At 66.3% G+C, this 17,513-nt stretch carries 22 protein-coding genes; 8 read left to right on the forward strand and 14 right to left on the reverse strand.

The window, feature by feature from the left end:
* From Q0L89_RS02740 to Q0L89_RS02775, 8 genes are all read right to left on the reverse strand, one after another.
* On the reverse strand, window positions 1-258 hold a 258-nt coding region (locus Q0L89_RS02740; RefSeq protein WP_296762353.1), incomplete at its 3' end, for a YitT family protein.
* 235 nt (window positions 259-493) lie between these two features.
* A complete protein-coding gene (locus Q0L89_RS02745; RefSeq protein WP_296762355.1) occupies window positions 494-1,708 on the reverse strand; it encodes an NADP-dependent isocitrate dehydrogenase in 1,215 nt (404 codons plus the stop codon).
* Window positions 1,709-1,830: 122 nt separating this feature from the next.
* Window positions 1,831-3,072 carry an MFS transporter gene (locus Q0L89_RS02750; RefSeq protein WP_296762357.1) on the reverse strand — a complete coding sequence of 414 codons (1,242 nt, stop codon included), beginning with the start codon at window positions 3,070-3,072 and terminating at the stop codon, window positions 1,831-1,833.
* Window positions 3,069-3,437, reverse strand: coding sequence for a potassium channel family protein (locus tag Q0L89_RS02755; RefSeq protein WP_296762359.1), 369 nt, complete (start codon window positions 3,435-3,437; stop codon window positions 3,069-3,071). The genes Q0L89_RS02750 and Q0L89_RS02755 overlap by 4 nt, the downstream gene beginning before the upstream one ends.
* A 24-nt stretch (window positions 3,438-3,461) precedes the next feature.
* Window positions 3,462-4,097, reverse strand: coding sequence for a DsbA family oxidoreductase (locus Q0L89_RS02760; RefSeq protein ID WP_296762360.1), 636 nt, complete (start codon window positions 4,095-4,097; stop codon window positions 3,462-3,464).
* Window positions 4,097-5,632 (reverse strand): class I adenylate-forming enzyme family protein, encoded by a 1,536-nt coding sequence (locus tag Q0L89_RS02765; RefSeq protein WP_296762362.1) that lies wholly within the window; start codon window positions 5,630-5,632, stop codon window positions 4,097-4,099. The genes Q0L89_RS02760 and Q0L89_RS02765 overlap by 1 nt, the downstream gene beginning before the upstream one ends.
* 70 nt (window positions 5,633-5,702) lie before the next feature.
* Complete coding sequence (locus Q0L89_RS02770) at window positions 5,703-5,834, reverse strand: entericidin EcnA/B family protein (protein ID WP_296762364.1); 132 nt, start codon at window positions 5,832-5,834, stop codon at window positions 5,703-5,705.
* Window positions 5,831-7,654, reverse strand: coding sequence for an extracellular solute-binding protein (locus Q0L89_RS02775; RefSeq protein WP_296762366.1), 1,824 nt, complete (start codon window positions 7,652-7,654; stop codon window positions 5,831-5,833). The genes Q0L89_RS02770 and Q0L89_RS02775 overlap by 4 nt, the downstream gene beginning before the upstream one ends.
* 320 nt (window positions 7,655-7,974) lie before the next feature.
* Here Q0L89_RS02775 and Q0L89_RS02780 point away from each other — a divergent pair, with 320 nt between their 5' ends.
* The 3 genes from Q0L89_RS02780 (at window position 7,975) to Q0L89_RS02790 (ending at window position 9,628) form a co-directional block, all read left to right on the forward strand.
* Entirely contained in the window at window positions 7,975-8,748 is a 774-nt protein-coding gene (locus Q0L89_RS02780) for a 3-hydroxybutyrate dehydrogenase (protein WP_296762367.1), read from the forward strand.
* Window positions 8,749-8,851: 103 nt separating this feature from the next.
* Entirely contained in the window at window positions 8,852-9,169 is a 318-nt protein-coding gene (locus tag Q0L89_RS02785; RefSeq protein WP_296762369.1) for an HPF/RaiA family ribosome-associated protein, read from the forward strand.
* Between the two features lie 60 nt (window positions 9,170-9,229).
* Window positions 9,230-9,628 carry a DUF2177 family protein gene (locus tag Q0L89_RS02790; protein ID WP_296762371.1) on the forward strand — a complete coding sequence of 133 codons (399 nt, stop codon included), beginning with the start codon at window positions 9,230-9,232 and terminating at the stop codon, window positions 9,626-9,628.
* Between the two features lie 28 nt (window positions 9,629-9,656).
* Here the strand turns inward: Q0L89_RS02790 and Q0L89_RS02795 are convergent, their stop codons facing one another.
* Window positions 9,657-9,863 (reverse strand): cold-shock protein, encoded by a 207-nt coding sequence (locus tag Q0L89_RS02795; RefSeq protein WP_296762478.1) that lies wholly within the window; start codon window positions 9,861-9,863, stop codon window positions 9,657-9,659.
* Between the two features lie 216 nt (window positions 9,864-10,079).
* On the opposite strand from Q0L89_RS02795, the gene Q0L89_RS02800 reads away from it, so the two are divergent.
* Window positions 10,080-10,397, forward strand: a complete 318-nt coding sequence (locus Q0L89_RS02800) for an ArsC/Spx/MgsR family protein (protein ID WP_296762479.1) — start codon at window positions 10,080-10,082, stop codon at window positions 10,395-10,397.
* A gap of 42 nt (window positions 10,398-10,439) precedes the next feature.
* Window positions 10,440-10,808, forward strand: coding sequence for a hypothetical protein (locus Q0L89_RS02805; RefSeq protein WP_296762372.1), 369 nt, complete (start codon window positions 10,440-10,442; stop codon window positions 10,806-10,808).
* Here the strand turns inward: Q0L89_RS02805 and Q0L89_RS02810 are convergent.
* The 5 genes from Q0L89_RS02810 to Q0L89_RS02830 all read right to left on the reverse strand — a co-directional run bounded on the left by Q0L89_RS02810 (window position 10,792) and on the right by Q0L89_RS02830 (window position 14,317).
* Window positions 10,792-11,334: a DoxX family protein gene (locus tag Q0L89_RS02810; RefSeq protein ID WP_296762480.1), complete on the reverse strand. Its 543-nt coding sequence runs from the start codon at window positions 11,332-11,334 to the stop codon at window positions 10,792-10,794. The genes Q0L89_RS02805 and Q0L89_RS02810 overlap by 17 nt on opposite strands.
* Window position 11,335: 1 nt before the next feature.
* Window positions 11,336-12,103 (reverse strand): DNA-binding domain-containing protein, encoded by a 768-nt coding sequence (locus Q0L89_RS02815; protein ID WP_296762373.1) that lies wholly within the window; start codon window positions 12,101-12,103, stop codon window positions 11,336-11,338.
* Window positions 12,100-12,990 carry a DUF692 domain-containing protein gene (locus Q0L89_RS02820; protein ID WP_296762374.1) on the reverse strand — a complete coding sequence of 297 codons (891 nt, stop codon included), beginning with the start codon at window positions 12,988-12,990 and terminating at the stop codon, window positions 12,100-12,102. The genes Q0L89_RS02815 and Q0L89_RS02820 overlap by 4 nt, the downstream gene beginning before the upstream one ends.
* Before the next feature lie 75 nt (window positions 12,991-13,065).
* Window positions 13,066-13,368, reverse strand: a complete 303-nt coding sequence (locus Q0L89_RS02825) for a DUF2282 domain-containing protein (protein WP_296762482.1) — start codon at window positions 13,366-13,368, stop codon at window positions 13,066-13,068.
* 190 nt (window positions 13,369-13,558) lie between these two features.
* Window positions 13,559-14,317 carry an alpha/beta hydrolase gene (locus tag Q0L89_RS02830; protein ID WP_296762376.1) on the reverse strand — a complete coding sequence of 253 codons (759 nt, stop codon included), beginning with the start codon at window positions 14,315-14,317 and terminating at the stop codon, window positions 13,559-13,561.
* 192 nt (window positions 14,318-14,509) lie between these two features.
* Between Q0L89_RS02830 and thrS the strand changes: the two genes are divergently transcribed.
* The 3 genes from thrS (at window position 14,510) to Q0L89_RS02845 (ending at window position 17,509) form a co-directional block, all read left to right on the forward strand.
* Window positions 14,510-16,456, forward strand: a complete 1,947-nt coding sequence (gene thrS / locus Q0L89_RS02835; protein WP_296762377.1) for a threonine--tRNA ligase — start codon at window positions 14,510-14,512, stop codon at window positions 16,454-16,456.
* An 85-nt stretch (window positions 16,457-16,541) separates the two neighbouring features.
* A complete protein-coding gene (locus tag Q0L89_RS02840) occupies window positions 16,542-17,270 on the forward strand; it encodes an alpha/beta fold hydrolase (protein WP_296762379.1) in 729 nt (242 codons plus the stop codon).
* Window positions 17,267-17,509, forward strand: coding sequence for a hypothetical protein (locus Q0L89_RS02845; protein ID WP_296762381.1), 243 nt, complete (start codon window positions 17,267-17,269; stop codon window positions 17,507-17,509). Before Q0L89_RS02840 ends, Q0L89_RS02845 begins: the two co-directional genes overlap by 4 nt.
* Window positions 17,510-17,513 lie beyond the last annotated feature (4 nt).

Here is a 17,513-nt window from a genome sequence, read left to right on the forward strand (position 1 = left end):
CGTGAAGGCCAGCCCCATCCGCCGCAGCGCCAGCCAGTAGAACGGCAGGTTGATGACGAAAAACACCGGCCCGAACCCGTAGCCGGTGACGTAGGACAGCAGCACCGCCAGCCCCGCTGTCTGGCCCGTCACCAGGCCCAGATGCGTCAGGATTGTCACCGCCGTGGCGGTCATCGCGGTGCCGAACAACAGCCCCTGGATATCGGCCAGCGGGCCGTGGCGGCGGTGATGCTTCTGCGAGTCTGCCTGATCTGCCATGGCGGCGTTTTACCCCATTCGCCGCGCGATTCCAGCAGCGAATGGGGCAGGGCGGTGCGGATCAGACGACGCGCAGGCGGTCGTCACGCGTGGCGCGGGCCGCGGCGCTGATCGCGGATAGGTGCTGCGTGTGAATCCGGCGTGACGGCGGAATGTCGGTTCGGTGACAGGCGCGCAAACGCGAACGGGGGCCGTTGCGGCCCCCGTTGCGTATCGTTGGTGGCACAGTGCGCCGTCAGATATCCAGCGCCTTGTTGAGGTTCTGATCGACCTTTTCCAGGAATCCCATGGTGGTGAGCCATTTCTGGTCGGGCCCGACGAGCAGCGCAAGATCCTTGGTCATGTGCCCGGACTCGACGGTTTCGACGACCACGCGCTCCAGCGTTTCGGCGAAAATCCTGAGCTTGTCGTTACCGTCGAGCTTGGCGCGGTGCTTGAGCCCGCCCGTCCAGGCGAAGATCGACGCGATCGAGTTGGTCGAGGTCTCCTCGCCCTTCTGGTGCTGGCGATAGTGGCGGGTGACGGTGCCGTGGGCGGCTTCGGCCTCCATGATCTTGCCATCGGGGGTCATCAGTTGCGAGGTCATCAGCCCCAGCGAGCCGAAGCCCTGCGCCACGGTATCGGATTGCACGTCGCCGTCGTAGTTCTTGCACGCCCAGACATAGCCGCCCGACCACTTCATCGCGCTGGCAACCATGTCGTCGATCAGGCGGTGTTCGTAGGTGATGCCCAGCTTGTCGAACTCTTCCTTGAACTCGTTTTCGTAGACCTCCTGGAAGATGTCCTTGAAGCGGCCGTCATAGACCTTCATGATCGTGTTCTTGGTCGACAGGTAGACCGGCCAGCCCATGTCGAGGCCGTAGTTCAGCGACGCGCGGGCAAAGTCGTAGATCGACTGGTCGAGGTTGTACATGCCCATGTAGACACCCGCCGAGGGGGCGTCGTAGACCTCTTTCTCGATCACCTCACCATCCTCGCCGACGAACTTCATGCTCAGCTTGCCGGGGCCGGGGAATTTCATGTCGGTGGCGCGGTATTGGTCGCCGAAGGCGTGGCGGCCGATCACGATGGGCTTGGTCCAGCCGGGCACCAGGCGCGGCACGTTCTGGCAGATGATCGGCGCGCGGAACACCACACCGCCCAGGATGTTGCGGATGGTGCCGTTGGGGCTGCGCCACATCTTCTTGAGGCCGAATTCCTCGACGCGCTGTTCGTCGGGGGTGATGGTGGCGCATTTGACGCCGACGCCGACTTCCTTGATCTTCTCGGCGGCGTCCACGGTGATCTGGTCGTCGGTGCGGTCGCGTTCCTCGATGCCGAGGTCGTAGTAGAGCAGGTCGACGTCCAGGTAGGGCAGGATCAGCTTTTTCTTGATGAAATCCCAGATGATCCGGGTCATTTCGTCGCCGTCGAGTTCGACGACGGGGTTGTCCACCTTGATCTTGTCCATGTGTCGGCTCCTTTGTTGATGCCTTGAATCGCTCGCTTGCCTGCCTCTTATCGCAAACGGGCCGGTGTGCAAAGATGGTATGCGGTTGTATACCGCAAAAAGACCCACCCGGAGCCGCAGGCTCAGGGTGTCACGCGGTTCTCGGCGCGGCGCATCCACAGCATCACGATCAGCGCCAGCGCCGAGTACCCGCCGGCGCCCAGGGTCAGCGGCAGTGGCGTGCCGTTGAAAAGCAGCCCCACCGGAATCGCCAGCAGGGCCCCGGCGAAGGTCGAGATCGAGCCGATCACGCTGGCCGCCATGCCGGCGATGTGGCCCATCGGCTCCATCGCGATGGCATTGAGGTTGCCCAGCGTCAGCCCGATCTGGAAAAACACCGTCATCAGCCAGAACAGAAAGGCATAGAACAGCGCGTCGCCCGACAGCCCGGCCAGCCAGGCCAGCGACATCGCCACCGACAGCGTCGTCTGCACCGCCAGTGCGGCGGTCGCCAGGCGGCGCATGCCCAGCCGTATCACCAGCGTGGCGTTGAGGAAACTGGCCGACGCCGCGACGACGGCCATGGCGCCGAACCACAGCGGAAAGCTGGCGGCGCGGTCGAAGACCCTGTCGAACACGGGCTGCACAAGGCTGATGGTGGTGAAGAGCGTGCTATAGCAGAACACCTGCGCCAGCACCGACAGCTTCACCGTCGGGTGGGTCAGCATCTCGACCAGCGCGCCGCGGATGGCGCGCAGCCGGATCGGACGGCGCCGCGCGCGGGGCAGCGACTCGGGCTGGCGCAGCGCCAGCCACAGACCCGAGACCAGGGCAAACACCACGAACGAGGCAAAGATCGCCCGCCAGCCCGCCACCGCGATCACCGCTGCGCCACCAAGCGGCGCCAGCGCCGGAACGATGGTGAACACCATCATCACCAGCGACATGATGCGCGCCATCGGCCGGCCCGAATGCAGATCGCGGATGATCGCCATGCCCACGATGCGCGGCCCGGCGGCGCCGATGCCCTGGATCGCGCGCGCCGCCAGCAGCAACTCCAGGCTGGGTGCTGCATAGGCCAGCGCCGCCCCGGCGATATACAGCGCCGATCCCGCCAGCAGAACGGGCTTGCGCCCGTAGGCATCCGACAGCGGCCCGGTGAAGAACGTCCCCGCGCCAAGGCCCAGCACGAAGGTGGTGACGATCAGTTGCGCGCGGTTGGGCGCGGCTGGGCTCAGCTCGACGCCGATCGTCGGCAATGCCGGCAGCATCGAGTCGATCGAAAAGGCGACCGTGGCGAAAAGCATCGCCATCAGGGCGATGAATTCCGGCAGCGCCAGGGGGGCGCGCGTGGTGGCGGCGGGCGCGCGGGCGGGCGTTGTCATGCCCCGCGCCCCGGCGGCCGTGCGTCACCATCGGAGCCGGGGGGCGCGGATTCTGCCTCTGTCTGGTCAACTTCCTTGCGTGCCTTGCGGCGCTGCGCCAGGCGACTTGCGTAGGTCAACTGGGTTAGCTGCCGTATCGCCGCCCCGAAGACGCCAAGCCCGAGGAAGATCAGCGCCGTCGTGGCGATCTTGCCGGCTGCGGTGGCCGGCACCAGGTTGCCGTAGCCCACGGTCGAGATGGTGACCACGGTGAAGAAATAGGCATCCAGCCAGCCCCATCCTTCCACGATGTGAAAGAAAACCGTGCCGCCGGCGACGATCGCCGCGAGCAATGCGAAGATGATCGCGATGCCTTCCCTGGCCATGGCAAGATGTCCTTTGCTTGGTTGTCAGACCTCTTTGCTGCGGATCTCGTCGATGACCTTGAGCCACGTCTCGGGCGGTTGCGCGCCCGGCACGGCGTGCTGTCCCGCGACGATGAAGGTGGGCACCGACGATACGCCCATTTCGTGCGCGGCCTTGTCGCGCGCAGCGATGGTGTCGCGGTCGGCGTCGCTTTGCAGCAGCCGCGCCACCACCGAGGCATCCATGCCGATGCCATCTGCGATGTCGGCCAGCACCTCGTGCGCGCCGATGTCGCGCCCGTGGTGGAAATAGGCCGCGAACAGCGCAGACACCACTGCCGGTTGCCGCCCTTCGATCCCGGCCCAGTGGATCAGCCGGTGCGCGTCCAGCGTGTTGGGCGTGCGCGCGATGGCACCAAAGTCGATCTCGAGCCCGGCCTCGCGCGCGGCGGCGTCGATGCGGGCATAGACCTGCGCCGCCTGTTCCTTGCCGCCGAACTTGGTTTCCAGGTAGTCGCGCCGGTCCATGCCTTCCGCGGGCATGTCGGGGTTGAGCTGGAACGGGTGCCATTCGATCTCGAACGGGTGATCGGGCCGGTCGGCAAGCGCCCGGTCGAGATGGGCCTTGCCGATGTAGCACCAGGGGCAGATCGGGTCGGACATGATGTCGAGCTTGACCATTAGCGGTCTCCTCCGGTGGCGTGGGGGAACAGATCGCGCAGTGCGCGGCGCAGCAGCTTGCCGTTGGCGCCGGTGGGCAGCGCGTCGAGGTGGACATAGGCGCGCGGCTGCTTGTAGCGCGCCAGTCGCCCGGACGCAAAGGCATCCAGCGTGGCGTCATCGAGGGGGGCCGGCCCGGTGTAGAAGGCGGCGATGATGCGCACGTCGGGCTTGACCTCGATATCGGTGACGCCGACCTGCTCGACCCCCGGATGGGGTTGCAGCGCGGCCTCGACCTCCAGCGGCGAGACGCGAAAGCCGCCCGCGTTCATCATGTCGTCGGCACGGCCCAGGTAGGCGATGTGGCCGTCGGCATCCATCGCGCCCTGATCGCCGGTCAGGAACCATTCGCCGCGCATTCGTGCCGCGGTATCCTCGGGCGCGCCCAGGTAGCCCAGCATCAGCCCCGGGTCGCGGCGCGATATGGCGATGGTGCCTTCCGCGTCCAGGCTTTGGGGCGTGCCGTCAGGGTCGACGATGGCCACCCGGCGCCCGTTTTGCGGGCGCCCCAGCGTGCCGGGATGCGCGGGTTCCGACGGGCTGCCGGAGATGAAGGTCGAGCATTCCGACATCCCGTAGGCCTCGTAGATGGTGCTGCCGGTGGCCGCGTGCCAGTCGGCGCGGATGGTGTCCGACAGCTTTTCGCCGGCGGCCAGGCCATGGCGCAGCGCCGGCAGGTCCATGCGGCTGTGCGCTGCCAGCACCTTGCGGTAAACGCCGGGCGCGGCGGCGAATATCGTGGCGTCGTGGCGGCGCATCAGATCGGGCAGGGCGTCGGGCGGCACGCCCTCGGCCGGGATCAGCGCGGTGGCGCCCCGCGTCCACGGGTCCATCAGCCCGGTGCCCAGCGTGTAGGTCCAGTTGAACGCGCCCGCATGCATGAGTCGGTCGCTGTCGCGCAGCCCGTACCAGCCGTCATGCATCATCCGGCGCGCCCAGATCGCGCGGTGCGCGTGGGCGACGGCACGCGGCACGCCCGCGGTGCCCGAGGTGTGAATGATATAGGCCAGCCGCTCGGGATCGCCGATATCGAACGCGGCCGGTGGCAGGGCACGCATGTCGGCCAGCGCGTCGGTGTCGATCACCGGCAGACCGGTGTCATCGGGGCAGGGCACGCGCGGGTCGCGCAGGATGGCGGCGGGCGACAGGTTGCCCACCATCTTGGCCACCTCGTGCGCGGTCAGTTGCGCCGCCGTGGGGGCCGGCACCAGCCCCACGGCGATGGCGCCAAGATAGGCCAGCGGGAAATCCACCGTGTTGCCAAGCCGCATCAGCACCACGTCGCCGGGGGTGAGCCCGGCACGGAGCAACCCCGCGCCAGTGCCCAGAACGGCATCCATTAGCGCGCCGTAGCTCCAGTCACTGCTGCCATCGGGCGACAGGATCGACAGCGCCACCTTGTCGGGCGTGGCCTCGGCCCGCGCCAGAACATGCGCGGCCATGTTGAAGGGCGTCGGGCAGGGGGCATCGGGACCCTGGTCGAAAATCACTTTCATCGGGCCTTGCTAAGCGCCGCGAGGCGCAGACGCAAGCCGCCCGCCCCGGCGCATCGAGGGCCGGCGATGCCTAGAACCAGCTCTGCACCCAGCGGGCGCCGCCCGATATATCCTGCCCCATGCCATCGACCGTCGCGCACCCTGTCAGCAGGCCAAGCATGACCAGCGCCACGGCGCCCCTCAGCGATCTTTCCGGTTTCATTTGCTGCTCTCCTCGTACCACCAGACATCGGGCATCCACCCGATCCTGTCCCCGTAGATCGGGGTATTTTTCGGGTATTTCAGCTCTTTCACATGCGCGATCCGATCCACCGTAGAGGTCCAGATCGGGATCACGTAGCGCCCCGCGGTCAGCGCCCGGTCCAGCGCCCGCGCGGCGGCGATGAAGTTGTCGCGCGTGCGGGCATTCACCAGGCGGCCGATCATGGCGTCGATCGCGGCCGATTGGACCCCCATCAGGTTGCGCGTGCCCGGCCGCTGCGCGCCTTGCGAGCCCCAGTAGAGGCGTTGCTCGTTGCCCGGCGACAGCGACAGGCTGCGCCGGATCGGGATCATGTCGAAATCCAGTTCGGTTTCGCGCTGGTTGAACTGGGCGTTGTCGACCTTGGTGATCGTGGCCTCGATCCCCAGGCGGGCCAACGCGCGGCGGTAGATTTCCCACACCGCATGGGCGGCGGTGTCGCCCTGGCGCAGCAGCACGTCGAAGGCAAATGGTCGACCCTGTGCATCGACCAGCCGGCCTTCCTGCACGCGCCAGCCCGCCTCGCGCAATAGCTTGGCCGCCCGCCGCAGGTTCTGGCGGTTGCGTTTCGTGTCGTTGCCTTCGGGCAGGCTGTAGCCCTCGATGGCGCCGGGGGGCAGGCTATCGGCGAAAGGCGCCAGCAGCGCACGCACCTTGCCTTGCGAGGGGCCGGGGCGCATCGCCAGCGCCGAGTTCGAGAAATAGGAGGTGATCCGCGCTTGCCGCCCGCCGGTGAGGGTGCCGTTGATGTAGTCGAAGTTGAAGGCCAGCAGCATCGCCTCGCGCACGCGCCAGTCGGAAAAAAGCGGGTTGCGGGTGTTCATCGCGTAGCCCGTGATTCCCGAGGGGCGTTCATGCGCGATCTCGGACTTGACGATATCGCCCCGGCGCACGGCGGGAAAGTCGTAGTCGCGGGCCCATTTCGCGGCGTTGCCTTCGCGGTAGGCAGTCAGCAGCCCGGACTTGAACGCCTCGAACATCACCGAGTCGTCGGCAAAGAACTCGATGCGGAACTCGTCGAGGTTGTGCATGCCGCGCCGCACCGGCAAATCCCGCCCCCAGTAGTCGGGGTTGCGGCGCAGGGTGACGTGGCGGCCCTGTTCGTAGTCGGCCACGACATAGGCCCCGGTGCCCAGGGGGATGTCGTGCAGCCCGGCGTCGGTGAAATCGCGACCTTCCCATTGCGCCTTCTTGAGGATCGGGCGCAGTCCGGCGAGCAGCGCCAGTTCGCGGTCGGCGGTGTTGAAGGTGATGCGCAGGCTGCGCGGGCCGGTCTGCTCGATGTGCTTGATCTTTTGCGCCAGGCCGAGGTAACGCGGGTGCCCCTCGCTGCCCAGCACATGGTAGGACCAGATCACATCTGCGACGGTGACGGGGCTTCCGTCCGAGAAACGTGCCTCGGGGCGCAGGGTGAACTCGACCCATCCGCGGTCGGGCCCGGTTTCGACCGATTCGGCCAGAAGCCCGTATAACGAGAACGGCTCATCCCAATTGCGCGCCATAAGTGATTCGTATCCCAGGAATCGCAATTGCCACGGGGCCGTCCCCTTGAGGACGAACGGGTTGAGCGAATCGAATCCCCCCGTATTGCCCATCACCACACGCCCGCCCCCGGGGGCGTTGGGGTTGGCATAGGGCAGGGACACAAAATCTGGTGGCAGAGCAGGCGTGCCATACATGGCAATGGCATGCCGCGGCTCGGCGTGGGCCGCGAAGGCCAGAAAAACAAGCGCGAATCCGGCCGCGGCCCGGCGCAAGGGTCGGAAATAATCCGCTATCATTTTGGCAACAATCCTGCTCTGGCCTTGTTTTTATGGTCCCCACACTAGCCGCGCTTTCATGGATTTTCAAACTTTTAGCTTGGAACGAGGCGGTGAATTGCTTATAAAGAGGGCACTGCTCGATAGGTTTCTTGCCTGTATGAAACCTGCCTCAATAACTGGACGCCCGCCTTGTGCGGGCGTTTTTTTTTGTGCGGGCGTTTTTTTTGGCCGGGTGGCAGCATTCGCTCCATGCCCCGATCACGCCTTTGGCCGTGCCGCGTTTGCTTCCCGGCAAACTGTCGCTACTGTCGCGGCGACAGCAACACGGAGGTCAGGCAATGTCACTCAAGGGAAAAACCGCCATCGTCACCGGGTCGAATTCCGGCATCGGGCTGGGCGTCGCGCGGGAGCTGGCGCGCGCAGGCGCGGACGTGGTGCTCAATTCCTTTACCGACAATTCGGAGGATCACGCCCTGGCCGACGGTATCGCGGCCGAGTTCGGTGTCAGCGCGCGTTACATCCGCGCCGACATGTCGCGCGGGGCCGAGTGCCGCGCCCTGATCGAACAGGCCGGCCGCTGCGACATCCTGGTCAACAATGCCGGCATCCAGCACGTCGCGCCCATCGAGGATTTCCCGACCGACAAGTGGGATGCGATCGTGGCCATCAACATGAGTTCGGCTTTCCACACCACCGCCGCCGCGCTGCCGATGATGCGCGCCGCCGGCTGGGGACGGGTGGTCAACATCGCCAGTGCGCACGGCCTGACCGCATCGCCCTACAAGTCGGCCTACGTCACGGCCAAGCACGGGGTGGTGGGGCTGACCAAGACCGCCGCGCTGGAAACCGCGCAGGAGCCGATCACCGTGAACGCGATCTGCCCGGGCTATGTGCTGACGCCGCTGGTCGAGGCGCAGATACCCGACACGATGGAAAAGTATCAGATGAGCCGCGAGGACGTGATCGAGCAGGTGATGCTGGAGCGCCAGCCGTCGCGAGAATTTGCCACCGTGGAACAGATCGGCGGCACGGCGGTGTTCCTGTGCTCGGATGCGGCGACGCAGATCACCGGCACCACGATCAGCGTCGATGGCGGCTGGACGGCGCTTTGACCCTTGGGCGCCCAGGGCCTCGTGGGGCTTGTGCCTCGCGCGCGATATGCCTAAGTCGGCGTGACGATCAACACCCGGGTACGAACAAGAACGGAGAACGCGGATGCAGTTCCAACTGAATACCGATCACAACATCGGTGGCGACGAGCGGGTCGCGGAAGTGGCCGAGCAGACGGTCACCGATACGCTCGGGCCGCTGGTCAAGCGGCTGACCCGGGTGGAGTTGCACCTGAAGGACACCAATGCCGGCAAGGGTGGCCCCGACGACATCCGCTGCACGCTCGAAGCGCGGCCCGAGGGGCTTCAACCGCACACGGTGCACCATGACGGCGCCGATGTCGTCGCCGCGATCAAGGGCGCGGCCAAGAAGATGCGCGCCCATCTCGATCACGAATTCGGCAAGTTGTCGTCGCGGCACTGATCCGGGCGCGGGGCGGGCGCGTAATACCTACACTCCGCCCCTGCCAGAAGGTCGTGCCAGATGCAGATCGTTGTCGTCTATGTTGCCACCGCGGTGGTGTTTCTCGCGCTTGACGCCGTGGTGCTCAAGACCGTGATGAGCCCACTGTTCGAACGCTACCTCGCGGATCAGTTGCTGGACCGTTTCCGCCTTGCGCCGGCGGTATTGTTCTACCTGTTCTACATCGCCGGGCTGGTGCATTTCGTGTCGCTGCCGGCGTTGGCGCAGGGGGCACCGCTCAAGGCGCTTGTCGGCGGCGCGCTTCTCGGCGCCATGGCTTACGGCACCTACGAGTTCACCAATTATGCCACGCTGCGCGATTGGCACTGGCACATGGTCGCGGTGGACCTCGCCTGGGGCACCGCCTTGACCGGCGTTTCGGCATGGGCCGGGGTGATGGTGGCGCGCGCCATCGGTTGAGCGCCGCATCGCGCCACGCAGAATGCGCTCAGAGTAGCGACAACTCGCCGGCCATCTGGCGGCCGTCGCGGCCCTCCTGCAATTCATAGCTGATCTTCTGGTTGTCGGCCAACCCGGTCAGGCCGGACCGTTCCACGGCCGAGATGTGAACGAACACGTCCTTGCCGCCGTCGTTGGGGGCGATGAAACCATAGCCCTTGGTGGTGTTGAACCATTTCACGGTGCCTTCGGGCATTTCCCGCGTCTCCCTGATCGTGCCGGTTCGCCCCCGCAAGTCATCGCCGGGGCGGTCACGCTCGGGAACAGGAGCCGCGGCCAGGTCAAGCGCGGGCTGGCTGAACCCAAATGTCACGGTTAAAATGATTGCACGGGTTTTGTAAAAATCAAGCGAAACGCGGTGCCTGCGGTCGCGGTGCCGCAGATTTCAGCGCCGGCGAAGCGGGGAAAGCGCATGAAGGTCTACGGCTTGATGACTTGCGACACATGCACAAAGGCGCGCAAGGCGTTGCCGAATAACGATTTCGTCGATATCAGGAAGGATGGCCTGCCGCACGGATTGCTGGAACGGGCGCTCACCCGGTTCGGCGACGCGCTGGTGAATCGCCGCTCGACCACATGGCGCGGACTGTCCGAGGCAGAGCGCGCGCGACAGCCGGCGGCATTGCTTTCAGAGCATCCGGCGCTGATGAAGCGGCCGCTGATCGAAGATGACCATGGCGATCTGCATCTCGGCTGGGGGGTGGAGGTGCGCAAGAAATTGCTTGGCTGACAGGCGCGTCTGGCCTATGCGCGGGAAACAGGAGGATACGACATGCGCAACGCGGCACTGGTTCTGGGCGTGATCGGCGGGATCGTCGGCATGCTGGTGGGGTTTTTCAGCTACGGGTATACCGAAGCGGTAGATCGTTTCGGCGAGATCGAGGGGCTGGCCGAGCAGGTGGCCAATGTCGAGGTGATCCGCGCCGCGAGCTTCCTGTCGCCGCTTCTGGCCATCGCCGGGGCGGCAATGGCCAAGGTGCGCGCGCTTTGGGGCGGTATCCTGCTGCTGATATCGACGGGCGGCATGTATTACGCGTTCGGGTTCAACGTATTCACCATGTTTCCGCTGGGGTTCTGCGGGCTGGCGGGCCTGTTGGCCATCGGGGCCGGCAAACCCGACGAGCCTAAGTCGCATTTCTGAACAGCAGTCGGTCGAGCGACAGCGCGCCGCCGCCCTTGAGCACGATCGTCAGCAGCACGAACACCCACAGCGCGCGCTGATCCATGATCAGGCTGTCGGGGGCGCGGTCAAACCAGGCGCCCAGTGTTCCGTCGTGTTCGATGCCACCATGGCCGAAAAGATCGGTCAGGCTCTGCACGATGATGAAACCCATCATGCCAAACGCGGCCAGACGTGAGAAAAGCCCGATAACGATCAGAAAAGGAAGGATGAATTCTGCCCAGGTTCCTGCCAGAACCACGAAGTGGTGGAAGATCGACAATTGCGAGGCATCGTACATCACCGCTTCCATCGCGCCGGGAAATATTTGCGCGCAAGCGCCGCTTGAGGGCGAGAATATCCCCATGACACCGTCGCCGAGCTTGGTCACCGCCGACGCCCAGAAATAGGCAAGCAATACGCCGGCAAAGACGATGCGGGCAAGAAGCGGCAGCGCAAGCGCGTTTTTGTCAAGATCATGAAATAGTAAAATATGTCGTAAAAGCATATCAGTAATTGCCATTCTTCATGTTGAGTGAGGCGATGGCAGCGCCATCGAGTAATAGCCCCAGCGTGAACGCGGGGTCGAACCCAGACGCCGTGGCGGCAGCCTGGTCATGGGCCTCGGCAAAGGTTGCGCCGCGCGCCAGCGCCTCCACGAACTCGGCGCCGCCAGCGGGCAGCGGGGTGGCGACAGGGTCGAAATCCGGCCGGGTGATCAACACGTTCTGCGGTGTTGCCGCCGGTTTCGGATTGCTTGGGTCCAGCGCGTAAGCCCGGATCGCGTGAACCGGCCAGACCGAGCGTACAATCGTTGTCGCCGGGGCCAGGTTCGCGCTCGAGTCCATGAGTGTTTTCAGCGCGATGGCGCGCAATGTTCCAGAACAGATCGCGGCGCTGTCGGCGGCGTGATAGGCCCGGCGCATGGCGTGTTCGAGGCGCGCGACATCGCCGAGGTAGCGGATGTGCGCCAGCGGCTCGAACCCGTCGAGGAAGGCGGGAAAGCCAGCACCATAGAGCATCAGAAGCGGCGAATCCGGCGGGTTTTCCTGCGCGTATGTCCTTGCGACGGTCGAGAAATTCTGCTCGCCGATCAGGCTGGCCACGGCCGGAAACCCGGTGCGCAGCGCTTCGCGCAGCGACACCGCGACGTTGTTGCGGTAGACCCAGAAACGCCGCCCGGCGGGCCGACCATGCCCATCGGACAGCCCCCCCGGCGGCGCCAGGTTCGGCGTCGTGATGGCGCGGTGCAGGGTGGCCTGGTCCGGCGGGGTCATGCGGTTTCCCTGTCTGTACCCGGTACGGATCGGGGCGTCGAATGTACGTTTTGCAGTGCCGTTGCGGCGCGCCGGGCCTCGGCGGCCAGAACCGGCCAGTCGGGCACGTCGGTATCCCATTCGACCAGCACCGGGCGTCGCCCACCGCGCGCAAGGGTGTCGTCGAGCAGCGCCCAGACGGGTTCGACGACCACGCGGCCGTGGCTGTCGATCAGCAGTGGCGCGTCGTGGTCGTCGTGATCCTGGTCATGGCCGCCAACGTGAATTTCACCCACCAGGTCAAGGGGATACGCGTCGATATAGGCGCGCGGCTCGTAGCCCAGGTTGGTGGCCGAGACGAACACGTTGTTGACGTCCAACAGCAGGCCGCAGCCGGTGCGCAGGGCCAGTTCGTGCATGAAATCGGGTTCGGCCCAGGTGGACTCGTCGAAGGCCAGGTAGCTGGACGGGTTTTCCAGCAGCATCTGCCGGCCCAGCGTCTGCTGCACATCGTCGATATGGGCGGCGACGCGCGCCAGTGTCGCGTTGGTATAGGGCAGGGGCAGCAGGTCGTTGAGGAACGCGCCCTCGTGCGTGGACCAGGCCAGGTGTTCCGAAAAGCTGGCCGGTTGCAACCAGTCGCAAAGGTGGCGCAGCCGTGCCAGGTGATCCCGGTCGAGCGGCGCCTCGCCGCCGATGCTCAGCCCCACGCCGTGTACCGAGATCGCGAAGCGCCGCGCCAGGTGTTCGAGCTGTGCCAGCGGCCGGCCGCCGTCACCCATGTAGTTCTCGGCGTGGATCTCCAGCCATTCGACGGGCGCGGGGTCGGCGATGATGTCGCCATAGTGCTGCGGCTTGTAGCCCACGCCGGGGGCGTGCGGCAGGCTGTCATGAGGGGGATGAGGCATGTCGCGGCCCTTTTGGTGTCTGTCCGAAGGGCGCACAGGCCGAGGCGTTCCCGCCCTGTGCGTTGTGCGGATCGCTCAGGACGGGATGTCGCGCTTGAGCGGTTCCAGCGCGCCTTCGCGCGGGCTGCCGTCGGCCATGTCGGGCAGGTCGATCTCAAGGCAGGTGCCGGCGTCGACCATCTTCCAAGCGTTGCCCTGAAAGTCGACGGTCGAGGTGCCCGCGCAGGTGGTGCCGGGGCCGGCGGCGCAGTCGTTCTGGCCCGCCAGCGCGACGCCAAAGCATTTTTCCTTGGCCTGAGCCCGGGCATCTGTGCCGTGCGCGGCCAGCGCGGTTGCGAAGGCGCCGGCGACGGCGAGGGTGGTCATGTGTTTTGACATTTCGGTCTCTCCCATTCGTTTCGAGGTCGGATCGCGTCGTGCGATGGGAAAGTCGTAGCGAGCGGCAGGCGTCACGCGCCAATCACGTCGCCGTGGCATCACGAAATGTTCAGTTGTGGTGAGATGATCGTGAGACGGGGCGCAAAGCCGGGCGTGTGGGCCGCGGGTGCGTCACCAGCATCCGCGCGTCTCATCCGGCGGCCTTCTCGGTGACCGCGACGATTGCGCGTTCGACCAGCGCCAGGCAGTCGGGCGTGGAAAAGCGATGATCGGCGCCCTTGACCAGCGTCAGGTGGATATCCGGGCTGTCGGCGTGATCCAGCAGGCGCAGCGCCACGTCGCGGGGCACGTCGGCGTCCGCCGTGCCCTGCAACAGCCGCACCGGGAACGGCAGGCCCAGCGGCGCGCGCAGCACCAGGTTTTCGCGCCCGTCCTCGATCAGCCGCCGCGTGATGACATAGGGCGCGTCGTCATACTCCGATGGTTGTTCCAGCCGCCCCTGAGCGGTGATTGCCGCGCGCTGGTCGGCATCGAATTCGGCCCACATGCCGTCTTCGGTGAAATCGGGCGCGGCGGCGATGCCCACCATGCCGGCGACGCGCGCGGGCATCGCGCGCGCCACCAGAGCCGCGATCCAGCCGCCCATGGACGAGCCCACCAGTATCTGCGGACCCTCGGTCAGCGCGTCGATGGCGGCGATGGCATCCGCCGCCCAGTCGCCGATGCAGCCGTCCTCGAACGCGCCAGAGGATTGACCATGCCCGGAGTAGTCAAAGCGCAGGAAGGCGCGGCCATTTCGTTGTGCCCAGTCCTGAAGGTAAAGCGCCTTGGTGCCTTCCATGTCGGATTTGAACCCGCCCAGAAACACCACACCGGGCCCCGTGCCGGCAAGGCGGTGATGGGCGATGCGCCGGCCCGCCGGCGTTTGCAGGTATTGTGGCTCTTGCATTCGGTGCCTCCTCCGTGCGCGGTATTGCGGCGGCGATCCTGCCCGCCCGGCGCGCGGGGGGCAAGGGGTGGCCCGGCCCCACCATCGCTGCGGCGGATGGCTTGACACCCCGCGGCGGCGGGGCCAAAAGGGCGCGAACCATACCCGCAACCGGGCGTTCCGTGGGCGCCAAACCGACGAGGAGCCAGCGCAATGGCACAAGTTTCTCTCACCTTCCCCGATGGCAATCAACGATCCTTCCCCGCCGGCGTCACCGCCGCCGAGGTTGCCTCCGATATCTCCAGATCGCTGGGCAAGAAGGCGATCAGCGCGCAGCTCGACGGCCGCCACTGGGATCTGCAATGGCCCATCGACCACGACGCGGCCATCGCCATCAACACCATGGCCGACCGCGCCCCTGCGCTGGAGCTTGTCCGCCACGACCTGGCCCACATCATGGCCCGCGCGGTGCAGGAAATGTGGCCCGATGTGCAGGTGACCATCGGCCCGGTGATCGAAAACGGCTGGTACTATGATTTCGATCGCAGGGAACCCTTCACCCCCGAGGACCTGGGCGCCATCGAGAAGCGCATGCGCGAGATCATCGCCGCGCGTGACCCGGTCACCACCGAGGTCTGGTCGCGCGAGCGTGCCATCGCGCATTACCAATCGACCGGTGAGCCCTACAAGGTGGAACTGGTCGAGGCGATCCCCGAGGACCAGGCCCTGCGCATGTACTGGCACGGCCCCTGGCAAGACCTGTGCCGCGGCCCGCATTTGCAGCACACCGGCCAGGTGCCCGCCGACGCCTTCAAGCTGATGAGCGTCGCCGGCGCCTATTGGCGCGGCGATTCCAGCCGCGCGATGCTGCAACGCATCTACGGCGTTGCCTTCCTCAACCGCAATGACCTCAAGGCGCATCTGACGATGCTGGAAGAGGCCGCCAAGCGCGACCACCGCAAGCTGGGCCGCGAGATGGACCTGTTTCACATGCAGGAGGAAGCCCCGGGTCAGATATTCTGGCATCCGAACGGCTGGAGCATCTACACCACGTTGCAGGATTACATGCGCCGCCAGCAGAACAAGGGCGGCTATGTCGAGGTCAACACCCCGCAGGTGGTGGACCGCAAGCTGTGGGAGGCCTCGGGCCACTGGGAAAAATACCAGGACCACATGTTCATCGTCGAGGTCGATGAGGAGCACGCGCGCGAGAAATCCATCAACGCGCTCAAGCCGATGAACTGCCCGTGCCACGTTCAGATATTCAACCAGGGGATCAAGAGCTACCGCGACCTGCCGCTGCGCATGGCCGAGTTCGGATCGTGCAACCGCTACGAGCCGTCGGGCGCGCTGCACGGCATCATGCGGGTGCGCGGGTTCACCCAGGACGATGCGCACATCTTCTGCACCGAGGACCAGATCGCGCAAGAGACCGAGCGTTTCATCGACTTTCTGTCGCGCATCTACAGCGATCTCGGGTTTGAAAAGTTCACCGTCAAGTTTTCCGACCGGCCCGAGACCCGCGCCGGGTCGGACGAGGTGTGGGACAAGTCCGAGGCCGCCCTCAAGCAAGCGACCGAGGCGGCCGGCTACGCCTATGACGAGAACCCCGGCGAGGGCGCGTTTTATGGTCCCAAGCTGGAGTTCGTGCTGACCGATGCCATCGGGCGCGACTGGCAATGCGGCACGCTTCAGGTCGATTTCGTCCTGCCCGAACGGCTGGATGCCAGCTATATCGGCGCCGATGGCGACAAGCACCGCCCCGTGATGCTGCACCGCGCGGTGCTGGGCAGTTTCGAGCGATTCATCGGCATCCTGATCGAAAGCCACGCCGGCAAGCTGCCGTTCTGGCTGGCGCCGCGGCAGGTGGTGGTGGCCTCGATCGTGTCGGACGCCGACGACTATTGCCGCGAGGTGGCCGCAGCGTTGCAAGCCCGCGGCGTGCGCGCCGAAACCGACCTGCGCAACGAGAAGATCAACTACAAGGTGCGCGAACATTCGGTGGCCAAGGTGCCGGTGATCCTGGCCTGCGGCGCGCGCGAGGTCGAAGACCGCAGTGTGACCGTCCGTCGCCTGGGCGAGAAGCAGACGCAGACCCGCACTCTGGACGAGATTACCACCGAGCTGGGCACCGAGGCCAAGCCGCCCGACATGGCCTGAGCGCCGCGTCGCGCACCGGGCGCCTTGCCGCCGGGCACCATAGGCGCCACACTTGTGTCGATGGCGACGCGAAAAGGGGCAAGCGATGGCTGAAGCGGTGGTTTTCCTGCCGGGCATGATGTGCGACGCACGGCTCTACGCCCCGCAACTCGCCGATCTGAGCCGCGATCACGCGGTCACGGTAGCGCCGATCACGCAGGGCGAGCGGGTCGAGGAAATCGCCTCGGGGTTGCTCGACGTGCTGCCGGGGCGGTTCGCGCTGGCCGGGCTGTCGATGGGGGGCATCGTGGCGATGGAACTGCTGCGCCGCGCGCCGGATCGGATCACGCGGCTGGCGCTGATGGACACCAACGCGCTGGCCGAGACGCCGCAAAGCGCCGCGCATTACGAGCCGCCGATCATCGCCGCGCGCGCCGGCCGGGTGGACGAGGCGGTCATGCAGATGGTGCGCCCCGAGGTGCTGGCGCCGGGACCGGGGCGAATGCAGGTGCTGGCGCTGGTGCGGCAGATGGCGGCCGACCTGGGCGCCGAGGTGTTCGTGCGCCAGGCGCGTGCCTTGCAGCGCCGCCGCGACTACCAGGCGGAGCTGCGCCGCTGCAAGGTGCCGACGCTGGTGCTGTGCGGCGCGCATGACGCGCTGACCCCGGTCAAGCGCCACCGTTTCATGGCCGAGCTGATCGGGCATGCGCGTCTCGACATCCTCGACGACGCCGGCCACCTGCCCACGATCGAGGCGCCCGAGGCAACGACAAGCGCGTTGCGCGACTGGCTGGAAATGCCGGCTCCGGGGGGCGCGGCGGAGGGCCGTCCATGAGCCGCGGGACGCGCCGATGGGTGAAGATCAGGCGCGGGTGCCAGCGTGCGCAGGTCTGGGCGCGCCGGCGCATTCCGCCGGGGCTGCGACTGCTGGCGGGGCTGGTGCTGATGGTGGGGGGCGTGTTCGGCTTCCTGCCGGTGATCGGGTTCTGGATGTTTCCCTTGGGCGTCGCGGTGGCGGCGCTTGACATCGCGCCGCTCTGGCGTCGGCTGCGCGCATGGTGGCGCCGACGCTGAAACT

This window comes from Sediminimonas sp. (assembly GCF_024637375.1).
GTDB lineage: Bacteria > Pseudomonadota > Alphaproteobacteria > Rhodobacterales > Rhodobacteraceae > Sediminimonas.

Bases quoted from the DNA above. Each gene is read 5' to 3' on its own strand.
- Q0L89_RS02745 (WP_296762355.1), bottom strand. From the start codon at position 1,708: ATGGACAAGATCAAGGTGGACAACCCCGTCGTCGAACTCGACGGCGAC.
- Q0L89_RS02750 (WP_296762357.1), bottom strand. From the start codon at position 3,072: ATGACAACGCCCGCCCGCGCGCCCGCCGCCACCACGCGCGCCCCCCTG.
- Q0L89_RS02755 (WP_296762359.1), bottom strand. From the start codon at position 3,437: ATGGCCAGGGAAGGCATCGCGATCATCTTCGCATTGCTCGCGGCGATC.
- Q0L89_RS02760 (WP_296762360.1), bottom strand. From the start codon at position 4,097: ATGGTCAAGCTCGACATCATGTCCGACCCGATCTGCCCCTGGTGCTAC.
- Q0L89_RS02765 (WP_296762362.1), bottom strand. From the start codon at position 5,632: ATGAAAGTGATTTTCGACCAGGGTCCCGATGCCCCCTGCCCGACGCCC.
- Q0L89_RS02770 (WP_296762364.1), bottom strand. From the start codon at position 5,834: ATGAAACCGGAAAGATCGCTGAGGGGCGCCGTGGCGCTGGTCATGCTT.
- Q0L89_RS02775 (WP_296762366.1), bottom strand. From the start codon at position 7,654: ATGATAGCGGATTATTTCCGACCCTTGCGCCGGGCCGCGGCCGGATTC.
- Q0L89_RS02780 (WP_296762367.1), top strand. From the start codon at position 7,975: ATGTCACTCAAGGGAAAAACCGCCATCGTCACCGGGTCGAATTCCGGC.
- Q0L89_RS02785 (WP_296762369.1), top strand. From the start codon at position 8,852: ATGCAGTTCCAACTGAATACCGATCACAACATCGGTGGCGACGAGCGG.
- Q0L89_RS02790 (WP_296762371.1), top strand. From the start codon at position 9,230: ATGCAGATCGTTGTCGTCTATGTTGCCACCGCGGTGGTGTTTCTCGCG.
- Q0L89_RS02795 (WP_296762478.1), bottom strand. From the start codon at position 9,863: ATGCCCGAAGGCACCGTGAAATGGTTCAACACCACCAAGGGCTATGGT.
- Q0L89_RS02800 (WP_296762479.1), top strand. From the start codon at position 10,080: ATGAAGGTCTACGGCTTGATGACTTGCGACACATGCACAAAGGCGCGC.
- Q0L89_RS02805 (WP_296762372.1), top strand. From the start codon at position 10,440: ATGCGCAACGCGGCACTGGTTCTGGGCGTGATCGGCGGGATCGTCGGC.
- Q0L89_RS02810 (WP_296762480.1), bottom strand. From the start codon at position 11,334: ATGCTTTTACGACATATTTTACTATTTCATGATCTTGACAAAAACGCG.
- Q0L89_RS02815 (WP_296762373.1), bottom strand. From the start codon at position 12,103: ATGACCCCGCCGGACCAGGCCACCCTGCACCGCGCCATCACGACGCCG.
- Q0L89_RS02820 (WP_296762374.1), bottom strand. From the start codon at position 12,990: ATGCCTCATCCCCCTCATGACAGCCTGCCGCACGCCCCCGGCGTGGGC.
- Q0L89_RS02825 (WP_296762482.1), bottom strand. From the start codon at position 13,368: ATGTCAAAACACATGACCACCCTCGCCGTCGCCGGCGCCTTCGCAACC.
- Q0L89_RS02830 (WP_296762376.1), bottom strand. From the start codon at position 14,317: ATGCAAGAGCCACAATACCTGCAAACGCCGGCGGGCCGGCGCATCGCC.
- thrS (WP_296762377.1), top strand. From the start codon at position 14,510: ATGGCACAAGTTTCTCTCACCTTCCCCGATGGCAATCAACGATCCTTC.
- Q0L89_RS02840 (WP_296762379.1), top strand. From the start codon at position 16,542: ATGGCTGAAGCGGTGGTTTTCCTGCCGGGCATGATGTGCGACGCACGG.
- Q0L89_RS02845 (WP_296762381.1), top strand. From the start codon at position 17,267: ATGAGCCGCGGGACGCGCCGATGGGTGAAGATCAGGCGCGGGTGCCAG.